General features: G+C 71.4%; 20 protein-coding genes. 9 read left to right on the top strand and 11 right to left on the bottom strand.

The window, feature by feature from the left end; all coding sequences use genetic code 11:
* Position 1: 1 nt before the first annotated feature.
* Genes QQZ14_RS07100 through QQZ14_RS07110 form a run of 3 tightly spaced genes read left to right on the top strand, consistent with a single transcriptional unit; the run spans position 2 to position 4,067 of the window.
* Entirely contained in the window at positions 2–1,516 is a 1,515-nt protein-coding gene (locus tag QQZ14_RS07100; RefSeq protein WP_284533534.1) for an ABC transporter ATP-binding protein, read from the top strand.
* Positions 1,513–2,787 carry an ABC transporter permease gene (locus QQZ14_RS07105; protein WP_284533535.1) on the top strand — a complete coding sequence of 425 codons (1,275 nt, stop codon included), beginning with the start codon at positions 1,513–1,515 and terminating at the stop codon, positions 2,785–2,787. The genes QQZ14_RS07100 and QQZ14_RS07105 overlap by 4 nt, the downstream gene beginning before the upstream one ends.
* Positions 2,784–4,067: an ABC transporter permease gene (locus QQZ14_RS07110; RefSeq protein ID WP_284533536.1), complete on the top strand. Its 1,284-nt coding sequence runs from the start codon at positions 2,784–2,786 to the stop codon at positions 4,065–4,067. Before QQZ14_RS07105 ends, QQZ14_RS07110 begins: the two co-directional genes overlap by 4 nt.
* Here the strand turns inward: QQZ14_RS07110 and QQZ14_RS07115 are convergent, their stop codons facing one another.
* The 5 genes from QQZ14_RS07115 to QQZ14_RS07135 all read right to left on the bottom strand — a co-directional run bounded on the left by QQZ14_RS07115 (position 4,068) and on the right by QQZ14_RS07135 (position 11,051).
* Entirely contained in the window at positions 4,068–5,279 is a 1,212-nt protein-coding gene (locus QQZ14_RS07115) for an amidohydrolase (RefSeq protein WP_284533537.1), read from the bottom strand. It abuts the gene before it with no gap.
* A 123-nt stretch (positions 5,280–5,402) separates the two neighbouring features.
* Positions 5,403–6,377, bottom strand: coding sequence for a methylmalonyl Co-A mutase-associated GTPase MeaB (gene meaB / locus QQZ14_RS07120; RefSeq protein WP_284533538.1), 975 nt, complete (start codon positions 6,375–6,377; stop codon positions 5,403–5,405).
* The gene (gene scpA / locus QQZ14_RS07125) at positions 6,377–8,539 is read right to left on the bottom strand and encodes a methylmalonyl-CoA mutase (RefSeq protein WP_446740480.1); all 2,163 of its coding nucleotides are present in this window, start codon (positions 8,537–8,539) and stop codon (positions 6,377–6,379) included. Before scpA ends, meaB begins: the two co-directional genes overlap by 1 nt.
* A complete protein-coding gene (locus tag QQZ14_RS07130; RefSeq protein ID WP_284533539.1) occupies positions 8,536–10,239 on the bottom strand; it encodes a methylmalonyl-CoA mutase family protein in 1,704 nt (567 codons plus the stop codon). The genes scpA and QQZ14_RS07130 overlap by 4 nt, the downstream gene beginning before the upstream one ends.
* Positions 10,240–10,301: 62 nt before the next feature.
* Positions 10,302–11,051 (bottom strand): ribbon-helix-helix domain-containing protein, encoded by a 750-nt coding sequence (locus tag QQZ14_RS07135; protein WP_284533540.1) that lies wholly within the window; start codon positions 11,049–11,051, stop codon positions 10,302–10,304.
* A gap of 277 nt (positions 11,052–11,328) precedes the next feature.
* On the opposite strand from QQZ14_RS07135, the gene QQZ14_RS07140 reads away from it, so the two are divergent.
* The 5 genes from QQZ14_RS07140 to QQZ14_RS07160 all read left to right on the top strand — a co-directional run bounded on the left by QQZ14_RS07140 (position 11,329) and on the right by QQZ14_RS07160 (position 16,174).
* Complete coding sequence (locus QQZ14_RS07140) at positions 11,329–11,457, top strand: hypothetical protein (RefSeq protein WP_284533541.1); 129 nt, start codon at positions 11,329–11,331, stop codon at positions 11,455–11,457.
* 104 nt (positions 11,458–11,561) lie between these two features.
* A complete protein-coding gene (locus tag QQZ14_RS07145) occupies positions 11,562–12,635 on the top strand; it encodes a glycosyltransferase (protein ID WP_284533542.1) in 1,074 nt (357 codons plus the stop codon).
* Between the two features lie 63 nt (positions 12,636–12,698).
* Positions 12,699–13,397 (top strand): succinate dehydrogenase cytochrome b subunit, encoded by a 699-nt coding sequence (locus tag QQZ14_RS07150; protein ID WP_284533543.1) that lies wholly within the window; start codon positions 12,699–12,701, stop codon positions 13,395–13,397.
* 12 nt (positions 13,398–13,409) lie between these two features.
* Complete coding sequence (locus tag QQZ14_RS07155; RefSeq protein WP_284533544.1) at positions 13,410–15,434, top strand: fumarate reductase/succinate dehydrogenase flavoprotein subunit; 2,025 nt, start codon at positions 13,410–13,412, stop codon at positions 15,432–15,434.
* Entirely contained in the window at positions 15,431–16,174 is a 744-nt protein-coding gene (locus QQZ14_RS07160; RefSeq protein WP_284533545.1) for a succinate dehydrogenase/fumarate reductase iron-sulfur subunit, read from the top strand. Before QQZ14_RS07155 ends, QQZ14_RS07160 begins: the two co-directional genes overlap by 4 nt.
* Before the next feature lie 50 nt (positions 16,175–16,224).
* Here QQZ14_RS07160 and QQZ14_RS07165 read toward each other — a convergent pair whose 3' ends face one another.
* Genes QQZ14_RS07165 through trpS form a run of 5 tightly spaced genes read right to left on the bottom strand, consistent with a single transcriptional unit; the run spans position 16,225 to position 21,832 of the window.
* The gene (locus QQZ14_RS07165) at positions 16,225–17,262 is read right to left on the bottom strand and encodes a TIGR03032 family protein (protein WP_284533546.1); all 1,038 of its coding nucleotides are present in this window, start codon (positions 17,260–17,262) and stop codon (positions 16,225–16,227) included.
* Positions 17,259–19,082 carry an ELWxxDGT repeat protein gene (locus QQZ14_RS07170; RefSeq protein ID WP_284533547.1) on the bottom strand — a complete coding sequence of 608 codons (1,824 nt, stop codon included), beginning with the start codon at positions 19,080–19,082 and terminating at the stop codon, positions 17,259–17,261. The genes QQZ14_RS07165 and QQZ14_RS07170 overlap by 4 nt, the downstream gene beginning before the upstream one ends.
* A gap of 33 nt (positions 19,083–19,115) precedes the next feature.
* The gene (locus QQZ14_RS07175) at positions 19,116–20,213 is read right to left on the bottom strand and encodes a YihY/virulence factor BrkB family protein (protein ID WP_284533548.1); all 1,098 of its coding nucleotides are present in this window, start codon (positions 20,211–20,213) and stop codon (positions 19,116–19,118) included.
* A 13-nt stretch (positions 20,214–20,226) separates the two neighbouring features.
* Positions 20,227–20,751, bottom strand: a complete 525-nt coding sequence (locus tag QQZ14_RS07180) for a 2'-5' RNA ligase family protein (protein ID WP_284533549.1) — start codon at positions 20,749–20,751, stop codon at positions 20,227–20,229.
* Between the two features lie 10 nt (positions 20,752–20,761).
* Positions 20,762–21,832 (bottom strand): tryptophan--tRNA ligase, encoded by a 1,071-nt coding sequence (gene trpS, locus QQZ14_RS07185; protein ID WP_284533550.1) that lies wholly within the window; start codon positions 21,830–21,832, stop codon positions 20,762–20,764.
* 89 nt (positions 21,833–21,921) lie between these two features.
* Here trpS and QQZ14_RS07190 point away from each other — a divergent pair, with 89 nt between their 5' ends.
* Positions 21,922–23,088, top strand: a complete 1,167-nt coding sequence (locus QQZ14_RS07190; protein WP_284533551.1) for a GNAT family N-acetyltransferase — start codon at positions 21,922–21,924, stop codon at positions 23,086–23,088.
* Here the strand turns inward: QQZ14_RS07190 and QQZ14_RS07195 are convergent.
* Complete coding sequence (locus QQZ14_RS07195; RefSeq protein WP_284533552.1) at positions 22,974–24,197, bottom strand: MFS transporter; 1,224 nt, start codon at positions 24,195–24,197, stop codon at positions 22,974–22,976. The genes QQZ14_RS07190 and QQZ14_RS07195 overlap by 115 nt on opposite strands.
* Between the last annotated feature and the right edge of the window lie 25 nt (positions 24,198–24,222).

The raw sequence follows: 24,222 nt of genomic DNA on the forward strand, positions 1-24,222 counted from the left end.
CATGCAGCTTGTCCTTCGTGGCATCACCAAACGCTTCGGGACCCTGGTCGCCAACGACCGGATCTCCCTCACCGTCGAGTCGGGGGAGATCCACTGCCTCCTCGGCGAGAACGGCGCCGGCAAGTCGACACTGATGAACGTCCTCTACGGCCTCTACCAGGCCGACGAGGGCGAGATCGAGCTCGACGGCGTCGTCCAGCACTTCACCGGGCCCGGCGACGCGATGGCCGCCGGCATCGGCATGGTGCACCAGCACTTCATGCTCATCCCGGTGTTCACCGTCGCCGAGAACGTCATGCTCGGCAACGAGTCCACCGGCTTCGCCGGCTCGCTCGACACCCAGGCCGCCAGGGAACGGGTACGGGAGATCTCCGAGCGGTTCGGGTTCGACGTGAACCCGGACGCGGTCGTGGAGGACATCCCGGTCGGCGTCCAGCAGCGCGTCGAGATCATCAAGGCCCTCTCCCGCGACGCCGAGGTCCTCATCTTCGACGAGCCGACCGCGGTGCTGACCCCGCAGGAGACCGACGAGCTGATGGAGATCATGCGTCAGCTCAAGGGCGCGGGCAAGGCGATCGTCTTCATCACCCACAAGCTGCGTGAGGTCCGCGAGGTTGCGGACAAGATCACCGTCATCCGGCTCGGCAAGGTGGTCGGCGAGGCCGACCCGAAGTCCAGCAACGCGGAGCTGGCGTCGATGATGGTCGGCCGGCCCGTCGAGCTGACCGTCCACAAGGGCCCCGGGAACTTCGGCGACGAGGCGCTCGTGGTCGAGGGTCTCACCGTCCACGACGACCTCGGCCGGGTCCACGTCGACGACGTGAGCTTCACGATCAGGCGTGGCGAGATCCTCGCGGTCGCCGGTGTCCAGGGCAACGGCCAGACCGAGCTCACCGAGGCCCTGCTGGGGCTGCAGGCGCACGTCCGCGGGTCGATCCGTCTCGACGGCTCTGAGCTGGTCGGCCGTTCGGTGCGCCGCATCCTGGAGGCCGGTGTCGGGTTCATCCCCGAGGACCGGACGACCGACGGCCTGGTCGGCGGCTTCACGATCGCCGAGAACATGATGCTCAACCGCAGCCACGGCGAACCGTTCGTGAGCCACGGCTCACTGCGCCTCGACGAGCTCCACGAGTTCGCCAGCGACAAGCTGAAGGAGTACGACGTGCGCGCCCCGGGCATCGCCACGCTGGCCAGCCAGCTGTCCGGCGGCAACCAGCAGAAGCTCGTGGTCGCCCGCGAGCTCTCCCGTGACCTGCGGCTGCTCGTGGCGGCCCAGCCGACCCGCGGTGTCGACGTCGGCTCCATCGAGTTCATCCACAAGCAGATCGTGGCCGGCCGGGACGCGGGCGTCCCTGTCCTGGTCGTCTCCTCGGAGCTCGACGAGGTGGTCGCGCTCGCGGACCGGATCATGGTCCTCTACCGGGGCCGCGTCGTGGGCGTCGTCCCGAGTGACACACCCCGCGAGGTGCTGGGCCTGATGATGACCGGCGAACGTCCGGAAGGGGCCGTCGCATGAGCACGCCAGACAACGAGCCCGGCAGCGAGCCGGGCACCGAGCCCGGCACCGAGCCCGGCGACACCCGGACCCAGGAGTCCGCGCGTCCCGAGCCCGAGCACCGCGACGCCGACCGTTGGGGCGGCGTCCTGCGCGAGATCGCCTCCGGCCGGGCGATGACGGCGTTCCTCTCCGTCCTCCTCGCCGTGATCGTCGGGTCGCTGCTCATCGCGGCGACCGACGAGGCCGTCCGGGACGCGTCCAAGTACCTGTTCGCCGCACCGGGCGACTTCTTCAGTGCCGCGTGGGACTCGATCTGGGGCGCCTACACCGCACTGTTCCGCGGCTCGATCTACAACACCAACGGCGCGGACTTCGAGACGAAGATCCGGCCGCTCACCGAGACCTGCAAGTTCGCGGCCCCGCTGATCGCGGCCGGCCTGGGCGTCGGTCTGGCGTTCCGGGCGTCGATGTTCAACATCGGTGGCCGCGGCCAGATGCTGATGGCCGGAGCCGCTGCCGGCTGGGTCGGCTACCAGTTCGACCTGCCGTGGCCGCTGCACCTGACCCTGGCGGTCGTGGCCGGCATGGTGGCCGGCGCCCTGTGGGGTGGCCTGGCCGGATTCCTCAAGGCCCGCACCGGCGCCCACGAGGTGATCCTCACGATCATGCTCAACTACGTCGCGTTCTACCTGTTGTTCTACGCGCTCTCCGAGCAGAGCCTGCTGCAGGCTCCAGGATCGTTGAACCCCAAGTCGCTGCCGATGAAGGAGTCGGCGGTGATGCCGAAGCTCCTCGGTGACCGGTACAACCTTCACCTGGGGTTCGTCCTCGCACTCGTCGCGGTGGCGGTCGTGTGGTGGATCCTGAACCGCTCGGCCCTCGGCTTCCGGATCCGGGCTGTCGGCCTGAACGCCGACGCCGCGCGCGCCGCCGGCATCAACGTCGGACGCACCTACACCACGGTGATGCTGATCGCCGGTGCGCTGGTCGGCCTGGCCGGCGCCAACCAGGTCCTCGGCACGGTCACCAGCGGCATCGGTGTCGACCTCGACGCCGGCATCGGCTTCGACGCGATCACGGTGGCACTGCTCGGCAGATCCCGTCCGCTGGGCATCCTCGGCGCCGGGCTGCTGTTCGGCGCCTTCAAGGCCGGCGGGTTCGCCATGCAGGCCTCCCAGAACATCCCGGTCGACATCGTGCTGGTCGTGCAGTCGCTGATCGTGTTGTTCATCGCGGCTCCGCCGCTGATCCAGGCGATCTTCCGACTGCCCGCCAAGGAGGCGAAGTGAGCACCGACGTCAGCATGCCGATCGAGCAGACCCCGATCGCTGGGGTCACCACGATCGTCGACCGCAAACCGGCCGTGATCTTCGGGCTCGCGACGGCCGGGCTCGCCCTGATCCTGCTGTTCGCAGGGGTCTCCGACGACACCACGTTCCGCCTGGCGACACCGGACGACTGGGCCGAGCTGCCGGCCGTGACCGTGCCGGCCGCGCCGACCGCGTGGCTGCTCGTGCTGATCTGCGCGCTCTGCACCGCCGTATCGGTGAGCCTGCTGCTCAAGGAGCGGCGTACGCCGATGGTGCTGGTGGTCGTGTTCGCGATCTCCTGGATGATCGGCTTCCTCACCTGGGCCGCAGCCGGCGCGTCGATCCCGATGGTCGGGCTGCTCGCGGGGTCGCTCGCGCTCGCCGTACCCCTCGTCTTCGGGGCGCTCGGCGGCGTGCTCGGCGAGCGCGCGGGCGTGGTGAACATCGCGATCGACGGGCAGCTGCTCGCGGGCGCGTTCGCGGCCGCGGTCGTCGGCTCGATGACCGGCGTCACGTGGTTCGGCCTGGTCGCAGCGATGGCGGCCGGCATGCTGGTGGCGCTGCTGCTCGGCCTGTTCGCGATCAGCTACTTCGTCGACCAGGTGATCGTCGGCGTGGTGCTCAACGTGCTGATCATCGGCCTGACGAGCTTCATGTTCAGCCAGGTGCTCGCCCCGAACGCCGAGTCGCTCAACAACCCGCCGCGCTTCGACAAGATCGACATCCCCGTGCTCGGCGGCATCCCGCTGATCGGTCCGATCCTGTTCCGCCAGACCGCGGTCGTCTACATCCTGTACGTCGTGGTCGCGCTGGTGACGTGGGCGCTCTACCGCACCCGGTGGGGGCTGCGGGTCCGCGCCGTCGGCGAGCACCCGCAGGCGGCCGACACCGTCGGCATCAAGGTCAACCGCACCCGCTACCGCACGATCATCCTCGCGGGAGCGATCGCCGGCATGGGTGGCGCGTTCTACACCCTGGTCTCGGTGCCGCAGTTCAACCGCGAGATGACCGGGGGCGCGGGCTACATCGCGCTCGCCGCGGTCATCTTCGGCAAGTGGGACCCGATCCGGGCGACGCTGGCCGCACTCCTGTTCGGGTTCGCCTCGAACCTCCAGGGTGTGCTGTCGGTCATCGGCTCGCCGGTGCCCAGCCAGTTCATGCTGATGCTGCCCTACGTCGTGACGATCTTCGCCGTGGCCGGGCTGGTCGGGCGGTCCCGGGCGCCAGCAGCGGACGGTGTGCCCTACATCAAGGGCTGATCAGGCGACGGATGCGGAGGCGAGCGCGGCGACGGCCGCGCTCGCCAGCACCTTGGCGCCGATGCCGACCGACCGGTCGTCGACCCGCAGGTTGCCCTGGTGGAGGTCGTACGTCGGGCCACCGGGGGTGCGCGTGCCGAGCCGGCCCATCGCGCCCCGCACCCGGTCGAGGTACCACCCGAAGTCCTCGCCCCCCAGGCTCTGCTGGGTGGGCACGTGCCCGTCGGGGCCGAGCACCCGCTCCACGGCCCGCCCGAGCAGCACGATCGAGTCGAGGTCGTTGACCACGGGCGGCACGCCGCGCTGGTAGTCGACCTGCGCGTGCACGCCGTACGGCGCGACGATCTGCTCGACCAGCAGCGGCACGAGCTTCTCCGCCTCACCCCAGGCGATCGCGTCGAGCATCCGGACGGTGCCGCCGATGCGGCCGGTGGCGGGGATGACGTTGTGGGCCGAGCCGGCGCGCACGATGCCCCACACGACGCTCACCCCCGAACGCGGGTCGAGACGCCGGGACAGGATCGCGGGCAGCTCGGTGACGACCTTGCCGAGCGCGTAGGTCAGGTCCTCGGTCAGGTGCGGCCGGGACGTGTGCCCGCCCGATCCGGTGAGGGTCACCTCGAGGTGGTCCGCGGCGCCGGTGATCGGCCCCTCCCGGAGCCCGACCTGGCCGACGTCGAGCGTGGGATCGCAGTGCAGGCCGAACAGCTGGTCGACATCGTCGAGCGCACCGAGCTCGATGAGGGACAGCGCGCCACCGGGCATCACCTCCTCCGCAGGCTGGAACAGCAGCCGGACCCGACCGGGGAGCAGGCCCCGGGCGTGCACCCGGCCGAGTGCGACGGCAGCGCCGACCAGTGCCGAGGTGTGGACGTCGTGCCCGCAGGCGTGCGTCACCCCGTCGACGGTGCTCACCCAGGGGTCGTCGGTCAGGTCGGGCACCGGGAGCGCGTCGAGATCGGCCCGCAGGGCGACGACGGGCCCGCCCTCGCCGATGTCGGCGACCAGGCCGCTGCGGGCCAGCTCGGTCACGCGCCAGCCGGCGCGGCGCAGCCGGGCCGCGACCAGCGCCGTGGTGCGCAGCTCGCGCCAGGACAGCTCGGGATGGGCGTGCAGGTCCCGGCGCAGGGCGACGAGGTCGTCGCCGACGTCGTCGACGGCGGACTCGATCAGCAGGTCGACGGCGAAGGGGGCGGGCGCGGGCTCGGACATCGAGTCGAGATTAGTTCACCCGGGGTTCACCGCGCTCCGGCACCGGGGTCCGGTGAGCAGACCCGCTCCGGTCGTCGCCCGCCGGAGTGCGGGGCCCGCGTGCGTGGCCGGGTCCAGATCGGATCAGCGGGTCCGGTCGAAGGCCGCCAGGATACGGTCCGCGGCGACCGTCGCGGGCAGCTCGCCGGACAGCACCGCGTCCCGGAGCTCCTCCCGGATCTCCCGGACCCCCGGGGAGTGCCGGAGCCGCTGCTCGAGCTCGTCCCGGACGAGGGCCCAGGTGAAGTCCAGCTGCTGGAGCGCGCGCTTGTGCGCCAGGCCGTCGGCCCCCAGGTGCTCACGATGCGCGAGAACGCGCGCCCACACCTCGTCGACGCCGATGTCGTCGAGCGCCGAGCACGTCACGACCGGCGGCGCCCACTCGCCGTGGCCGCGCACCAACCGCAGCGCTCCGGCCAGGTCTCGGGCCGCGACCCTGGCCTCCATCTGACGGTCACCGTCGGCCTTGTTGACCGCGATCACGTCCGCGATCTCGAGGATGCCCTTCTTGATGCCCTGCAGCTGGTCGCCGGTGCGAGCGAGGGTGAGGAACAGGAACGTGTCGACCATACCGGCCACGGTCACCTCGGACTGGCCGACGCCGACGGTCTCGACGAGCACGACGTCGTACCCTGCGCCCTCCAGCACCGCCATCGCCTGCACGGTCGCGCGGGCGACGCCGCCGAGGGTGCCGGCCGACGGCGAGGGCCGGATGAACGCTCGTGGGTCCTGCGCCAGGCGGGCCATCCGGGTCTTGTCGCCGAGCACCGAGCCGCCGGTCCGCACCGAGCTGGGGTCGACCGCGAGCACGCCGACGCGGTGCCCCGCTGCCGTCAGCCGGGTGCCGAGCGCCTCGATGAACGTGGACTTCCCGACTCCGGGCACGCCGGAGATGCCGACCCGCACCGCGTCCTGTCCGTTCGCGGCGAGCTCGGTGAGGAGCTCCCGGGCCTGGGCACGGTGCTGCGGGCGGGTCGACTCGACCAGGGTGATCGCCTGGGACACCGAGGCACGTGCGCCACCCCGGATGCCCTCGACGAGGGCCTGGACGTCCGGCATCAGTGGCCGAGCTGCTCGCGCAGCCGGGCCAGCAGGTCGAGTGCGGACTCGGCGATGACCGTGCCGGGCAGGAACACCGCGGCGGCCCCCATCTCCAGCAGGGTCGGGACGTCGTCGGGCGGGATCACGCCACCGATCACGATCATGATGTCGGGGCGGCCCTGGTCTGCCAGCGCCTTCTTCAGTGCCGGCAGCAACGTGAGGTGGCCGGCCGCGAGCGAGGAGACCCCCACGATGTGGACGTCCGCGTCCACAGCCTGCTGGGCGACCTCCTCGGGCGTCGAGAACAGCGGCCCCACGTCGACGTCGAAGCCGAGGTCGGCGAAGGCGCTGACCACGACCTTCTGGCCGCGGTCGTGGCCGTCCTGGCCCATCTTCGCAACGAGGATGCGGGGACGACGTCCCTCCGCCTCCTCGAACGCCTCGGTCTCGGTGAGCACCCGCGCCACGGCGGCGTCGCCGGCCTCGTCTGCCTCGGCCCTGTACACGCCGCTGATCGTACGGATCACGGCCTGGTGCCGCCCGTAGACCTTCTCCAGCGCGGCGGAGATCTCGCCGACCGTGGCCTTGGCCCGGGCCGCGTCGACGGCCAGGCCGAGCAGGTTGCCCTCGAGGGTGCTCGACTTGCCCCGCTCGGCGGACTGGGTGAGTGCCTCGAGGGTGCGCTCGACCTCGTGGTCGTCGCGCTCCGCGCGGAGCCGCTCGAGCTTGGCGATCTGCTGGCGGTAGACGTCGTCGTTGTCGACCCTGAGGACATCGAGCTTGTCCTCGACATCGAGCCGGTAGGTGTTGATGCCGATGACCTTCTGGGCACCGGAGTCGATCCGGGCCTGGGTGCGGGCCGCGGCCTCCTCGATACGCATCTTCGGGATGCCCTGCTCGATCGCGGCGGCCATGCCGCCGGCCTGCTCGGCCTCGAGGATGTGCGCCCAGGCGCGCTCGGCGAGGTCGTGCGTGAGCCGCTCGACGTAGTAGGAGCCGGCCCACGGGTCGATCGTTCCGGTGGTGCCGCTCTCCTGCTGCAGCAGCAGCTGGGTGTTGCGGGCGATGCGGGCCGAGAAGTCGGTCGGCAGCGCGATCGCCTCGTCCAGCGCGTTGGTGTGCAGCGACTGCGTGTGGCCCTGGGTCGCGGCCATCGCCTCGATGCAGGTGCGCCCCACGTTGTTGTAGACGTCCTGGGCGGTCAGCGACCAGCCGGACGTCTGGCTGTGCGTGCGCAGGCTCATCGACTTGGGGTTCTGGGGGTCGAACTGGCGGACCAGGCGGGCCCAGAGCGCGCGGGCCGCGCGCATCTTGGCGACCTCCATGAAGAAGTTCATGCCGATCGCCCAGAAGAAGGACAGTCGCGGCGCGAACTGGTCGATGTCGAGCCCGGCGTCGAGCCCGGCACGGATGTACTCGACACCGTCGGCCAGCGTGTAGGCCAGCTCGAGGTCGTTGGTCGCCCCGGCCTCCTGCATGTGGTAGCCGGAGATCGAGATCGAGTTGAACCGCGGCATCTTCTCGGCGGTGAACTGGAAGATGTCGCTGATGATCCGCATGCTCGGGGCCGGCGGGTAGATGTAGGTGTTGCGGACCATGAACTCCTTGAGGATGTCGTTCTGGATCGTCCCCGCGAGCTGCTCCGGCTTCACCCCCTGCTCCTCGGCCGCAGCGATGTAGAGCGCCATGATCGGCAACACCGCGCCGTTCATCGTCATCGAGACCGACATCGCGTCGAGCGGGATGCCGTCGAAGAGCGTGCGCATGTCGTAGATCGAGTCGATCGCCACGCCGGCCATGCCGACGTCACCGCGCACCCGCGGGTGGTCGGAGTCGTAGCCGCGGTGGGTCGCGAGGTCGAACGCGACCGAGAGTCCCTTCTGGCCGGCGGCGAGGTTGCGGCGGTAGAACGCGTTGGACTCCTCGGCGGTGGAGAAGCCGGCGTACTGCCGGATCGTCCACGGCTGGGTGGTGTACATCGTCGGGTAGGGCCCGCGCAGGAAGGGGCTCAGGCCCGGCAGCGTGTCCAGGGCGTCGAGGCCCTCGAGGTCGGCTGGTGTGTAGAGCCCCTTGACCTCGATGCCCTCGGGCGCCAGCCACGGCTTGCCGACCGAGTCGGCGGGGCCGGTCTCCGCACCGCCGGCGAGCGGCAGGCCTGCGAAGGTCTCGGGGATGGTCACGACAGCTTCTCCCTCGTCCGGGTCAGGAAGTCCAAGGCGTCGACACCCAGCGCGCAGGAGTCGTCGGTGTAGTCGGTGGGCTTGCCCGCGATGATCACGTGCTGGGCACCGGCGGCGCGCAGGGCGGCGGCCGCCTCGGCGCCCCACTCGGCGTACGTCGAGTCGGCCCCGGCCAGACACACGACCGGCTGGCCGGCGTAGGCCGCGACCACCTCGGGCGGGTCGGCGGTGGCGCCGGCGACCTCGACCGCGATGCCGCCGGCGGCGAACAGGTTGGTGGCGAAGGTCGCGCGTGCCGTGTGGGTGGCGATGGCGCCGAGGGTGGCGAGGAAGACCGGCGTCGCCGCCGGCGCATCGCGCAGCGCCTCGAACGCGGCGCCGTACGGCTGTACGCCGTCCCAGGCGTCCCAGGCCACCCGGTCGGGCAGCACCTCGGCGCCGTTGGGGAACTCCGAGAGCCCCGTGATCGGGCGCTTGCGCCGTGCGATCTCGGCCGCCCGCTTGGCGACGGTCGCAGCGATCGCTTCGTCCAGCGACTCACCGGCGTCGAGCTTGCCGAACAGCTCCCAGGCGACCAGCGCGAGGTCGTCGGTCAGCTTCTCGACCGCGTAGGAGCCGCCGGCCGGGTCGACCACGTGCGCCACGTGCGCCTCGTCGATGAGCAGATGGGAGATGTTGCGCGCGATGCGACGACCGAGCTGCTCGGGCCGGCCCAGAGGGCTGTCGAAGGACAGCACCGTCACCGCGTCGGCGCCGCCCACACCGGCGGCGAAGGCCGCGACCGTGGTGCGGAGCATGTTCACGTAGGGGTCGTAGCGCGTCATCATCGGGCGGCTGGTGACCACGTGCTGGCGCTGCGGCACGTCGGGCGACTCGCTGAGCTCGAGCACGCGGGCCCAGAGCCGGCGCGCGGCGCGGAGCTTGGCGATCGTGGGGAACTGCTCGTCGGTCGCGGCGTAGCGGAACTCGACGAGCTGCGCGGCCTGCTCGACCGGGACGCCGGCCGCACCCAGCGCCCGCAGGTAGGTGACACCGGCCGCCATCGACGACGCCAGCTCCTGGGCGTCCGAGGCACCGCGGTCGTGGACCGTGGTCGCGTCGACCACGAATCCGAGCACGTGGCGGTCGAGCGCCTGGCGCGCCACCTCGGCGGTCGCCTCCGCGGCGGGCACGCCCAAGTTGGTGGCGGGGTGGAGCTCGCGCCCCTCGGCGTACAACAGGAAGGCAGCGGGGTCGACGCCGTCGAGGACGACGGGGGCGAGGTCGAGCTTGACGCCGTCCAGTGCGGTCGGGAGGTCGGTGCCGCCGCGGAGCCACAGCGAGGTGACCCCGCCCTCGAGATCGTTGAGGGCCTCGCCGTTCGCGGCCTTCGCGTCGGTGGCCTCGACGAAGGACCGGACGTCCCAGTCACCCTGGCGGACGGGGCGACCGTGGGTCGCCACGTCGTCGAGGAGGGCGCGGGTGCCGAGCGGGGTGATGCCGATGCCGTCGAGGGTGGTGCGGGTGAGCTTCTGCCAGACCAGGTCGTCCGGGTCCTCCTCGGTCAGCCGCCGTGCCTTGCGCAGGACCGCCGCGGCGCCCTTCTCCCAGTCGGCGATCGTCCAGGCGTCCTCCGGAGAGGCGAGGTCGAGCGACCCCTGCTCGGGCTCGAGCTTCGCGGGCTCGTCCAGGCCGCCTTCCACTCCACCATCGACACTCATGACTTGCACGATAGGCCGAGCGCACACCCCCGGGCCACGCGATGTGACGTTTTCGGACCAGGTCACGACCTAGGTCCTGCACCCCCGGGCCGAAGGTCGGTCGACGCCCGGTGGTCGCTCAGCCACGACTCGATCGCGTCTTTGAGGACGTCGTCGCGGGATCGCCCGCCCCGGACCGCATCGATGCTCGCGACCATCCCCGCCGGGACCGACAGGGAGACCGCGCCGGCCTGCGGGCCGAAGCGGCTCAGGGCCGACACGACGACCGTGCCCAGCACGTCGAGGATCGCGACCACGCCCATGCCGCGGAGCACGCCGGACGGCGGGTCGTCCTGAGCGACGATCACGACCGAGAGCGCGACGGCGAGCACCGAGGCCAGCACCAGCGTGCCGGCCAGCAGCCCCCGCAAGGTCGGCCGTCCGCGCGCCCCCAGCACGAGCAGCAGGCAGGCCTGGGCCAGGGTGGCGGCCACCGTGGTGCCCGCACCGAACGTGCGGCCGGCCGCGTCCTGCGGACCGGAGCCGAGATCGGCCCAGATCAGCAGCAGCCCGGTCACGACCGGCACAGCCACGGTGACCCCACCGGCGACACCGACGGTCTGGAACGACGTGCCGGCGGTCGCGAGATAGCACAGCACCGCGACGCTCGCGACGCCGACGAGCAGCGTCGTCAACAGCACCCGGCCCTCGGTGCGACCGAAGGAGCCGCCGCTCAGCAGCGCCGCGACCCCCATCAGCGCAGCGACCGAGAAGGAGCCGATCGTCAGGCGCACGATGACGGCTCGGGCGCTGGTCCCGATCTTCGCTGCCATGCTCCATCGTCCCTCCGATGCGGCCCGGCGGCATCGGCCGCACGGCCCCTCCTGCGGGGGACCTTGTGCTCAGCCGAGGCTCACGCTCTGCGCCCCGCGGTCCGCCACCAGGTCGGCTGCGATCCCGCGGACAGGTCGAGGGCTGCCCGCCGGTCGGCGATCACGCCCAGCGCCCGGGCCATCCGCACCTCCAACGGACTCCGGTCACCGACAACCTCCGGAGCCTCGGGTGCGTCCCACGGGCGAAGACGAGAGCTCGGGGGAGGTTGTCATGGGCATGGAGTCGAGGCGGTCGGCGATCGTGCGTGCGGTGGTCACGGTCGTGCTCGTCACGATGGTCGTCGCGGCGGCGCTCGGAGGTGCGACGTACGTCGTCTCCCGGGCGCTGGTCGGGATGATGTCGTAGCCGCGGCAGGACGGTCGGCCCCACCGGCCGGGCGGCCCGCGAGGTTCACACGACATCCACTTGGCGGCAGTGACCCGGACACCGGCCGGAGGGACCGTGGCGGCATGCGGATCGCGTTGGTGACCGAGACGTTCTTCCCCGCCGTGGACGGCACCACGACCACGGTGAAGGCGGTCGCGGATCGGCTCGTCGGGGCGGGCCACACCGTGCTGGTGATCGCGCCCGGCCCCGGCCTGTCGACGTACGGTGCGAGCGAGGTGGTCCGCATCAGGTCACTGGAGCGCACGGGCGGCCAGGTGCGGACGGCGCTCGAGCGGTTCGGGCCGGACCTGGTGCACGTGACCTCGCCGGGGGCCGTCGGTCGCAAGGCGCTCAAGCACGCCGGCCGGCTCGGCGTCCCGGCCCTGGTCGTCGAGCAGTCCCCGCTCCTCGACGTCACCGCCGACTACTGGCGGGGCCGGGTGGCCGAGCGGGCCGACCGGGTGCTCGTGACCTCGCGGTGGATGGTCGACCGGCTGGCGGAGTTCGAGGTCGACGCCGACCTCTGGGCACCCGGCGTCGACACGGCCGCCTTCACCCCGGCGCTGCGCGACCAGTGGCTCCACGACCGGTGGTCGCGCGCCAGGTCCCGGACCGGCCCGCTGGTGGTGGTCGGCTACGTGGGCAGCCTGCGCAAGCGCCACGACGTACGCCGGCTCGCGGCCCTGTCCACGGTCCCCGGCATCCGTCCGGTGATCGTCGGCGACGGGCCGCAGCGCGGCTGGCTCGAGGGCCGGCTGCCCGGGGCGAAGTTCCTCGGGGAGCTCCCGACCGGCGACCTGACCGCCGTGCTGCCCAGCCTGGACGTGCTCGTGCATCCGGGCGAGCACGAGACCTGCTGCCACGCACTGCGCGAGGCGGCTGCGTCCGGGGTGCCGGTCATCGCGCCTCGCTCGGGAGGCGCACCGGACGTCGTACGCAACCTGGAGAGCGGCCTTCTCTACGACCCGACCGGCGACCACGCGCTGGCTCGCGCGGTCGCGGCGGTGGCGGCGGATCGGCACCGGGGGCTGCTCGGCTCCCGGGCGCGCGAGCTCGCCACCCGCACCTGGCACGACGCCGTCGACGAGCTCGTCGACCGCCACTATTCCCCGCTGACGGTCCCGAACGCGGGGACGAAGGTCCTGAATTCTTCCTGATTCGGCCTATGTCACACGGTCGGGTGGGGCTACCGGTCAGTAGCACCGGTAGCGTGTCGCAACGTGGCAACGACGACCTTGGTCAAGGGGGCGCGAGCATCACGCTCGACGATCACCCTGAAGCTCCTCATGGCCGTGAGCGGCCTCCTGTTCATCGCCTTCGTGCTCCTGCACATGTACGGCAACCTCAAGGCCTTCGCTGGCCATGACTCGTACAACACGTATGCCGAGCACCTGCGCACCTTCGGCGAGCCGATCCTCCCGCGGGAGGGTCTGCTCTGGATCCTCCGCCTCGGGCTGATCGCGGCGCTCGCCCTCCACCTCTACAGTGCCCTGGCGCTGTGGCACCGGTCCGGCAAGGCGCGCACCAGCAAGTACGTCGTGAAGAAGAACCTGGGCTCCAGCTTCTCCTCGCGGACGATGCGCTGGGGCGGCGTCACGCTGCTGCTCTTCGTGGTGTGGCACCTGATCCACTTCACGATCGTCAAGGTCAACCCGGACGGCGGGGCGACCAACGATCCCTACAACCTGGTGGTCGACTCCTTCCAGGTGTGGTGGATGACGATCATCTACCTGGTCGCGATGGCCGCTCTGGGCCTGCACCTGCACCACGGCACGTGGAGCTCGCTCCAGACGCTCGGGTGGACCAGCACCGCCGCGGCGCGCACGCGCGCCAAGATCGCCGGCTGGGTGGTCGCGATCGTCATCGCAGGCGGCTTCTCGCTGGTGCCCCTGTTCGTCCTCTTCGGCGTCATCGACTAAGGAGTCGCGTTCATGGCATCCTCCCTCGACCCCTCCCACAGCACCGCGACGAACCAGCCGTCGGTGCAGGTCTCCGACGACGCCCAGGGCTACTACGTGCCCGGCGAGCCGCTGGTGGACCCACGGACCCCGGCCGGCCCCATCCAGGACCGCTGGACGACCCGCAAGTTCGAGAACCGCCTGGTCAACCCGGCCAACCGGCGCAAGCTCTCCGTGATCATCGTCGGCACCGGCCTGGCGGGCGGCGCGGCCGCCGCCACGCTCGGCGAGGCCGGCTACAACGTGAAGTCGTTCTGCTACCAGGACTCCCCGCGGCGCGCGCACTCGATCGCGGCGCAGGGCGGCATCAACGCCGCCAAGAACTACAAGGAGGACGGCGACTCGACGTTCCGTCTCTTCTACGACACCGTCAAGGGCGGCGACTACCGCGCCCGCGAGTCGAACGTCTACCGCCTGGCCGAGGTCAGCGCGAACATCATCGACCAGTGCGTCGCGCAGGGCGTCCCGTTCGCCCGTGAGTACGGCGGCCTCCTCGACAACCGCTCGTTCGGCGGCGTGCAGGTCTCCCGCACCTTCTACGCCCGCGGGCAGACCGGTCAGCAGCTGCTGATCGGCGCCTACCAGGCGATGGAGCGGCAGGTCGCGGCCGGCACGGTGGAGGAGTTCACCCGCCACGAGATGCTCGAGCTGATCGTCGCCGACGGGCGGGCCCGCGGCATCATCGCCCGCAACATGGTCACCGGCGAGATCGAGACGCACCTCGCGGACGTCGTCGTGCTCGCCAGCGGCGGCTACGGCAACGTCTTCTACCTGTCGACCAACGCGATGGGCTCCAACGTCACGGCCACCTGGCGAGCGCACCGCAAGGGCGCCTACTTCGCCAACCCGTGCTACACGCAGATCCACCCGACCTGCATCCCGGTGGCCGGCACGCACCAGTCGAAGCTGACGCTGATGTCGGAGTCGCTGCGCAACGACGGCCGGATCTGGGTGCCGAAGAACAAGGCCGACTGCGACAAGGACCCGCGTCAGATCCCCGAGGCGGACCGCGACTACTACCTGGAGCGGATCTACCCGTCCTTCGGCAACCTGGTCCCTCGCGACATCGCGTCGCGCGGCGCGAAGAACGTCTGCGACGAGGGCCGCGGTGTCGGGCCCGAGGTCGACGGCGTGCGCCGCGGCGTCTACCTCGACTTCAGCGCCTCGATCGAGCGTCTGGGCGAGGACGCCGTACGCGAGAAGTACGGCAACCTCTTCGACATGTACCAGCAGATCACCGGCGAGAACCCGTACGAGGTTCCGATGCGGATCTACCCCGCCGTGCACTACACGATGGGCGGCCTGTGGGTCGACTACGACCTGCAGGCGTCGATCCCCGGCCTGTTCGTCACCGGTGAGGCGAACTTCTCCGACCACGGCGCGAACCGCCTGGGCGCGTCGGCCCTGATGCAGGGCCTGGCGGACGGCTACTTCGTGCTGCCGAACACGATCCGCGAGTACCTCGCCGACGGCCCGTTCGAGCCGATCCCCGAGGAGCACCCGGCGGTCGTCGAGGCGAAGAAGTCGGTCGAGGACCGCGTTGCGCACTTCCTCAGCACCAACGGCACCCGCAGCGTCGACTCCTACCACCGCGAGCTCGGCAACATCATGTGGGAGTACTGCGGCATGGAGCGGACCGAGGACGGGCTGAAGAAGGCGATCGACCTGATCCGCAGCCTGCGCGAGGACTTCTGGCGCAACGTCAAGGTCCTCGGCACCGCGGACAGCCTGAACCAGTCGCTGGAGAAGGCCGGTCGCGTGGCCGACTTCTTCGAGCTCGGCGAGCTCATGTGCGTCGACGCGCTGAACCGCCGCGAGTCCTGCGGCGGCCACTTCCGCGCCGAGTCGCAGACCGAGGACGGCGAGGCGCTGCGCCACGACGACCAGTTCGCGTACGTCGCGGCCTGGGAGTTCGGCGGTGACGGCGCGCTGCCTGTCCTGCACAAGGAAGACCTCGTCTACACGGCCATCGAGATGAAGCAGCGGAGCTACAAGTGAAGGTCACTCTCAAGATCTGGCGCCAGCCGGACAGCGCGTCCCAGGGTGCGATGCACACCTACGAGGTCGACCAGGTCTCGGAGGACATGTCGTTCCTCGAGATGCTCGACGTCCTCAACGAGCAGCTGAACACCCAGGGCGAGGACCCGGTCGCGTTCGACTCCGACTGTCGCGAGGGCATCTGCGGCATGTGCGGCCTGATGATCAACGGTCAGGCCCACGGCCCGGAGGTCACCACGACCTGCCAGCTGCACATGCGGTCGTTCAAGGACGGCGACGAGATCGTCGTCGAGCCGTGGCGCTCCGACGCGTTCCCGGTCCTCAAGGACCTGGTCGTCGACCGCGGCGCGCTGGACCGGATGATCCAGGCCGGCGGGTTCATCTCCGTCAACACCGGATCGGCTCCCGAGGCCCACTCGGTGCCCGTCCCCCGCGACGACGCGGTCCGCGCGTTCAACGCCGCCGCCTGCATCGGCTGCGGCGCGTGCGTGGCGGCCTGTCCGAACGGGTCGGCGTCGCTGTTCCTCGGGGCCAAGATCACCCACCTCGGCGAGCTGCCGCAGGGTCAGCCGGAGCGGCACTCCCGGGTGGTCGACATGGTCGCCCAGCACGACCACGAGGGCTTCGGTGGCTGCACCAACATCGGCGAGTGCACCGCAGCCTGCCCCAAGGAGATCCCGCTCGACGTGATCTCCCAGCTCAACAGGGACCTGCGCGTCGCGATGGCGCACGGCCACTGACCACTGCTCCACGTCGACCCGCCCGAGAGCTTCGGGCGGGTCGACGTCATTTACGCCGGCAGCAGCCAGACCTCGTCGTCACCGGCGAGGGTGGGGCAGCGCGCGCCGGGGACGACCTGCACGTCGAAGATCTCGGTGACGCCGGCGTCGAACTGGAGCGTGGCGACGGTCGTGCCCGTCGCGAGCTCGATCACCCCGACGCCGCACACGAGCCGGTCGTGGTAGGCCGCGATCGGCGCACCGCCGAAGATCGCGGTCTCGCGGATCTTCGAGAGCCCCACGAAGGCGAGCCCGCCGTGCAGCGCGAGCCCGCGGGCATAGCCCGGGACGGCGGCGACCGCGTCCCGCTGCCCGGTCGCCGGGTCGACCCGCTCGAGCCGGCCCAGGCCGGAGTTCAGCACGAACAGGTTGCCGTCCTGCCAGCGTGGCGAGTGGGGCATGGCCAGGCCGGTGGTCACCGGCTCGCCCGAGGCGACGTCGAGCACCGCTCCGCTGTCGTTGCGCGCCGCGCGCCACCCGGCCGGCTCGTCGGTCTGCGCCATCACGGTGACGAACGCCGGGGCACCGTCGCGCATCGCCACGCCGTTCAGGTGGCACCGGTCCTGCGCGGCCAGGCCCGAGATGAACGGCGGGCGCCACCGCGGCACGAAGCTGTAGCTCGAGTCGAGGCCGGCCAGGCAGGAGAACAGCGTGTTCACGACCCACAGGTCCGGGTCGCCGGCGGCGGTGGTGCCCCACGCGACCTCGTGACACTGGATCGAGCCGGTCACGACGGACGTGCGCGGCAGCCAGCACCGGTCGTAGCGACCGGCGGGCTCGATCGCCGGCGCGAGCTCGGAGTGGTCGCGCAGGGACCAGACCTGCCCCTTGCCCCCGATCGCGACCCGGTCGGGCCCGACCGCGATGCCCATGGCCTGGTCGAACCTGCGGAACGAGAGCGTCGGCCGGCCGTCGTGCACGCCGATGGCGACCAGCTGGCCCGCCTGGTACGTCGAGACCAGCAGCGAGCACCCTGCCGCGCCGAGGACCTCGGGGAACGATGCGCTGTAGTGGAAGCCGATCTCGGTGGCGTCCCCCGCAGCTCTCACCGCAGCCTCAGGGTGTACCGATGGACCTCACTGCTGCCGGCTCCGCCGCAGGGAGTGAACCTGAACCGTGCCCGGACCTTCAGCTCGCCCTTCTCGCGCAGCTCCCGCATGCCGGCCTTGGTGGGCTCCAGCGTCACCGCGACCTTGCGGGCTCGACCCACGTCGGTCACCGAACGTTTGATCTGGGACCCGGCCACCGGGGCGACCACCAAGGTGCCGGCGCCTTCGACCTCGACGACCACCCGCACCGTGCCCGCCGTCGTGTCGACCTTGCCACGGCCGACCTCGAAGCCTCCGCCTGTGTTGATGTCGGCGACCATCCTCGTGCCCACCGTAGTGCCGTCGGACTCCCAGAGCTCTCCACCGTGGACGCCGTCGTCGGCGCGGAAGAACACGGTCCCGCCGACGGCGGCGAGGGAGTTCGGGCTGCCATCGACACCTGACGGCTGGATGTCCTCGACCATTCTGGTCCCGGCCTCGGTGCCGTCGGACGTCCACAGCTCACGGCCGTGGAACCCGTCACCCGCAACGAAGAACAGCCTGCCCGCCGCGTTCGTCAGCCAGTACGGCGAGCTGCCGTAGACGTCGGCGTTGATGTCCTTGACGAGCACGGTGCCCGCCTCGGTTCCGTCCGACTTCCACAGCTCCTGCCCGTGGACGCCGTCGTCGACGCGGAAGAACAGGGTCCCGCCGACGTCGGTCAGGTCCGCGGCGCCGTAGTCGGAACCGCCCGGGTCGACGTCCTTGACCAGGACGGTGCCGGCCTCGGTGCCGTCCGACGTCCACAGCGCCCCGTCGAGCTGACCGTCGTCGGCGATGAAGAACACCGATCCGCCCGACTCGGTGAGGTACCTGGGGCCGGCCGACGCGGCGCCCGGGTTGATGTTGTCGACCATCACCGTCCCGGCGCCGGTCCCGTCCGACGTCCACAGCTCGGCGCCGTGGACGCCGTCGCGGGCGCTGAAGAACACCGTGTCGCCGCTGGCGGTGAACCCGGTGGGCGAGCTGCCGTACTCACCGGGCCGGATCTCCTTGAGCATCGCCGTGCCCGCGGGGGTGCCGTCAGACGTCCACAGCTCCTCGCCGTGCGTGCGATCGGCGGCCGAGAAGAACAGCGTGTCCCCCACTGCGGTCAGCTCGGCGGGGCCGATGTCCCCGTAGTACCCGCCGGAGGAGGGGATGTCCGTGAGCCTGACGGTGCCCGCACGGGTGCCGTCGGACCTCCACAGCTCCCGGCCGTGCGTGCCGTCGTCGGCGGTGAAGAACAGCGTGCCGCCCAGCGCGGTCAGGAAGGCCGGCCCGCCGTAGTAGGAGTCGTCGGCGGAGTCGATGTCCTTGACCATCACGGTGCCCGCACGGGTGCCGTCGGACTTCCACAGCTCCCGGCCGTGCGTGCCGTCGTCGGCGATGAAGAACAGCGTGTCTCCGACGGCGGTGAGTTGGGTCGAACGGCCGTCGTAGTAGCTGTCGCCGGCAAGGTCCTGGATCAGCACGGTGCCGGCCGCGCTCCCGTCCGTGGTCCAGAGCCCACGCCCGCGCACACCGTCGTCGGCCACGAAGAAGACCGCACCGGCCACCTCGACGATGTCGGACGGTGAGCTCCCCGGCGTCGGCACGTCGGCGCCACACTGCGCCCCGGCGGAGGTGCTCGTGGGAGCGGCGACGGCCTGCTGCGCCCCAGTCAGACCGGCCAGGCCGACCGCGGCCACCGTCGCCGCGCCGGCCGCCCGGCTGACCCGGGCGCGGCGACGGCGGCCCTTGGCCTCGACGACCCGGCGTCGCAGCGCCTTCTCGTGGGCAGTTCGACGCCGACGACTCATGTCAGACCTCCGGTACCGGGACGTGGCTGGATGCTATGCCTTCAGACGTCGACGGGAGGCGTTCGGTTGCGTGTCGGTCGCCCCCGCCCGGCGCCGCCTCGACAACCGCCTCGCCACGGCCACGACCCCCAGCGTGCTGACGGCCCCGGCGACGTACGGCGGCAGCCAGGCCGGTCGAGACGCGGGCTCGGGCCGGGCGACCGGCGGTGAGGGCGGGCCCTGCACGGGCGGCGCGTCCTCGGTGACCCGGGCCGCCCGCGCCTCGCGCGAGGTGTGCGCGAACGCCGCGGCGTACAGGACCACCCGCGAGAAGTAGTTGATCCACACCAGCAGGATCAGCGCGATTCCGAAGGCCTGGAACGCCGGCTGCTCCTTCGTGCTCTCCAGGAGGTACTTCGACACCTGCTTGAGGGCCTCGAAGCCCAGTGCGCCGAGGACGGCACCTCTCCACAGGGACCGGCGCGGGGTATGCGGATCGGCCGGCAGCCGGAACAGCAGGTAGAACAGCAGCGCGTTGGCGGCGAGCCCGAGCGCCACCGTGACCAGCGTGGCGATCCAGCCGAGCTCGGTGCCGAGTCCGAACCACCCCACGACCTCGCCGGAGAAGCCGCTGACGAAGCCGGTCACCGCGACGGCGACGAGCAGGACCACGCCGAGGGACGCGAGGGTGACGAGGTCGCGCAGCTTGCCGCCGACGAAGCCCGGCTGCTCGCGCGCGGGGATCTCGAAGACCACCACGAGCGCGTCACGCAACGCGGACACCCAGCTCAGCCCCGAGTAGAGCACGCCGGCGAGCCCGAGCAGTCCGGCCCAGCCGGAGAACGTGCGGATGTCGTCGAGCGAGAGCTTGCCCTCGCCGGAGCCGACGATGCCGGGCAGGATCGAGTTGATCGCGCGGCGCAGGTCCGCGTCCGCGCCGTCGTAGACCTGCGAGACGAGCCCGACGACGAAGAACGCCAGCGCGAGGATCGGGAAGAAGGAGAGGAACGCGAAGTACGTCATCGCCCCGGCCTGCTGGCCGGCCAACACCTTGCCGTAGTGCTCCTGCATCCGCACCAGGTGGTCGACCAGGGGCCGGCGCCGCCGCAGAGCGGTCACCCGGCCGCCGATGCCGCCCCCGAGCGAAGACATCAGCGCGGCGCCATCAGCGGCCCTGGGCCGCCTGCAACGGGAAGTCGCGCGTGGGACGCCAACCGTCGCGGTCGTCGTGCACGTAGAGGTGGAAGCGCTCGACGTCGAACTCGCACTCGAAGCCCGCGAGCTCGGTGAAGGCCTGGTCGAGCAGGTCGTCCTCGAGGTGGTGGGCGATCGTCACGTGCGGGTGGTAGGGGTACTGCAGCTCGACCTCGAGGGGTCCCCGTCGCAGCGCCTTCGCGAGCTGCTCGCAACGCGAGATGCCCTCCACCAGGGTCACGAACACGACCGGCGAGACCGGACGGAAGGTGCCGGTGCCGCGCAGGTGGACGCAGAAGCCCGTGGTCTCGGCCGCCACCTCCTCGAGGTGCTTCTCGACGTCGGCGAGGTGCACGTCGTCGATCTCGGTCGGCGGCACCAGGGTGATGTGGGTGGGGATCATCGCGGCGGTGTGGTCGCCGACGCCCTTCCGGTAGTCCTGGAGCTCGGAAGCCCACGGCTCGGGGATCGCGACCGCTACGCCAATCGTCGGCACGTGGGAGACCCTACTGGCCCGCGGCGACGAAGCCGACGCGCTGGTAGACGTCGCGCAGGGTCGCCTGGGCGACGGCGCCCGCCTGCTCGGCCCCTCGGCGCAGCACGCCGGTGAGGTAGGACTGGTCGTCGAGCAGCTCGAGGGTGCGCTCGCGGAACGGCGTCACGAACTCGACCACGACCTCGGCCAGGTCCTTCTTGAGGTCGCCGTAGCCGCGACCGGCGTACTCCTGCTCGAGGTCGGCGATCCCCCGCCCGGTGAGCGCGGAGTAGATCGTGAGCAGGTTGCTGACGCCGGGCTTGTCCTCCGGGTCGAACCGGATCGCCGAGCCCGAGTCGGTGACCGCGGAGCGGATCTTCTTCGCCGATGCCCTGGGGTCGTCGAGCATCTCGACGATGCCTGACGGCGAGGACGCGGACTTGGACATCTTCGCCGTGGGGTCCTGGAGGTCGGTGATCTTGGCGGTCGCCTTGAGGATGTAGGGCTCGGGCAGCCGGAACGTCTTCTTGTAGCGGCTGTTGAACCGCTGCGCGAGGTCGCGCGTCAGCTCGAGGTGCTGGCGCTGGTCCTCCCCCACCGGCACGTAGTGCGGCCGGTAGAGCAGGATGTCGGCGGCCTGGAGGATCGGGTAGGTGAACAGCCCGACGCTGGCCGCTCCTTCTCCGCCCTTGGCGGACTTGTCCTTGAACTGGGTCATCCGGCGGGCCTCGCCGAAGCCGGTGAGGCACTGGAGCACCCAACCGAGCTGGGCGTGCTCGGGGATCTGCGACTGGACGAAGATCGCGGACCGGTCGGGGTCGATGCCCATCGCGATCAGCTGCGCGGCCGCACGGAGCGTGCGCTCACGCAGCACGCGGGGGTCCTGCTCGACGGTGATCGCGTGCAGGTCGGCGATGAAGAAGAACGGCTGGTAGTCCTGCTGCAGGTCCACCCACTGCTGCAGCGCTCCGAGGTAGTTGCCGAAGTGGAACGAGTCGGCGGTCGGCTGGATGCCGGAGAGCACTCGCGGCCGGGTCGTGCCCGAGCCCTGCTCCGACTCCTGGGGAGACTCCGAGACCTCGGGTGCGGTCGTGGTGGACATGGCGGACATTCTCGCCCATGGGGGTCGCCGGACCGGCATCCGGGGTTAACGGTTTGCCGCCCCGCGGCGGCCGCTGAGAGGGTTCCGGCATGCCCGCGCCCACGCTCACCGACGGAGTCGTCACGCTCCGCGCGCACCGGCCCGACGACGCCCTCCGGTGCTTCGAGCAGTGCCAGGACCCCTCCTCTCAGCGGTGGACGAGGGTGCCGGTGCCGTACTCGATGGACGACGCCCGGTCGTTCGTGGAGGAGTTCTGCCCAGGGTGCTGGGCGGACGACTCCGAGTGGATCTTCGCGATCGAGCACGAGGGCCGGTACGGCGGCACGATCTCGTTGCGCGACGAGGGCTCGGGACGCGCCGAGATCGCGTACGGCTCGCACCCGTCGATCCGCGGCAGCGGAGTGGTCGAGCGAGCGCTCCGGCTGCTGCTGGCGTGGGGGTTCGCGGAGCGGAACCTGCAGGTGGTCATCTGGTATGCGACCGTCGGCAACTGGGCGTCCCGCAAGGTGGCCTGGCGTCTGGGCTTCTCCGACGACGGCCTGGTGCGCCGCTGGAACCCGCAGCGCGGCGAGCTCCTCGACAGCTGGGTCGGGACGCTGCTGCCCGATGAGCCCCGCGAGCCGCGCACCCGCTGGCTGGAGAACCCGGTCGTGGACGGAGAGGGCGTGCGGCTGCGCCCGTTCTCCGATGCCGACGTACCCCGGATCGTGGAGGGGCTCGGCGACGCGGACACGCAGTACTGGCTGTCGTTCCTGCCCCGCGACCCCGGCGAGCCCGAGGGCCGTGCCTACGTCGAGCAGGTCACGGAGCGGCTCGCGACCGACCACACGATCACCTGGGCGGTGTGCACCCCCGAGGACGACACCCTGCTCGGCGCCGTCGGCCTGCACCGGATCGCCCAGGAGCCCGAGGTGGGCTACTGGACGCACCCGGACGCTCGAGGTCGTGGGATCGCCACCCGGGCGGCCAGGCTCGCGCTCGGGCACGGGTTCGAGACCCTGGGGCTCGAGCGGCTGGCGGCGTACGCCTCAGCCCCCAACCTGGCCTCGCTCCGGGTGCTCAAGGCGATCGGCATGCGGCGCACCGGCGTACAGCGGCGGGCCGTGCGCACCGCCGACGGGACCCCGGTCGACCTGGTCGGCTACGACCTGCTGGCCGAGGAGTGGGCCGCGGACCGGTCGACGGAGGCCGACCAGAGCAGCACCGCGACGCCGACGACCGAGAGCGCGCCGCCCACCAGCGCCGGCGCCCGGTAGCCGTAGCCCGCTGCGATCACGACGCCGCCGAGCCAGGCGCCCAGCGCGTTGGCGAGGTTGAGCGAGGCGTGGTTCATCGCCGCGCCGAGGGTCTGGGCCTCGCCCGAGACCGCCATCAGCCGCAGCTGGAGGTTGATCACCAGCACCGACCCGATCGCGGTGACGAGGAACACCGCCGGCAGCAGCAGCCAGCCGTGCGGTGCGGCCGCCCACACGACCAGCATCACCAGCCCGGACCCGATGCCGGCCCAGATCAGCGACCCGAAGACCGACCACTCGGCCAGCCGGCCGGCCAGCCAGGTGCCGGCGACCATGCCGACACCGAACGCCGCAGTGAACACCGGCACCGCGGACTCGGACAGCCCGCCGACCTCGGTGACCGTCGGGGCGATGTAGGAGTAGACGGCGAACAGGCCGCCGAAGCCCACGGCCCCGGCCAGGAGCGTGAGCATCGCCTGGCCGTTGCGGAAGAACAACATCTCGCGACGGCCGGTCGCAGCGAGGTTGCCGGGGTGCGACGGCACGAAGAGCAGGATCATCGCGATCGAGGCCGCGGCGATCGCGGCCGTCGACACGTACGCCGCCCGCCACCCGGCCTGCTGGCCGAGCCAGGTCGCGGCCGGCACGCCGACGACGTTCGCGACGGAGAGCCCGAGCATCACCGCGGCGACCGCCCGTCCCTTCCGGGCCGGCGGCGCGAGGCTGGCGGCGACCAGCGACGCGACCCCGAAGTAGGCGCCGTGCGGCAGCCCGTCGAGGAAGCGGGCCACCACCAGCACGCCGTAGCCGGTGGCGGCCGCGCTGAGCAGGTTGAACGCGGCGTACGCCGCCATCAGGCCGACCAGAAGCCCTCGCCGCGGCAGGCGGGCTCCGAACACCGCGATCAGCGGGGCCCCCACGACCACTCCGAGTGCGTACGCCGAGATCAGGTGGCCGGCGCTCGGGATCGACACGTCGATCCCGTCGGCGATCTGGGGCAGCAGCCCCATCGTCACGAACTCCGTGGTGCCGATCGCGAACCCGCCGAGCGCGAGCGCCAGCACCGCGAGCCGGAAGTGCGAGGCGCGGGCACTCGGGGCCAGGCCCGGGGCGGGCGCGGTCGTCGTCATCGGGTCGGGGAACCCTCTCCGGTCG

Origin of the sequence: Nocardioides sp. T2.26MG-1, assembly GCF_950101795.1 — a bacterium.
Taxonomy (GTDB): Bacteria; Actinomycetota; Actinomycetes; order Propionibacteriales; family Nocardioidaceae; genus Nocardioides.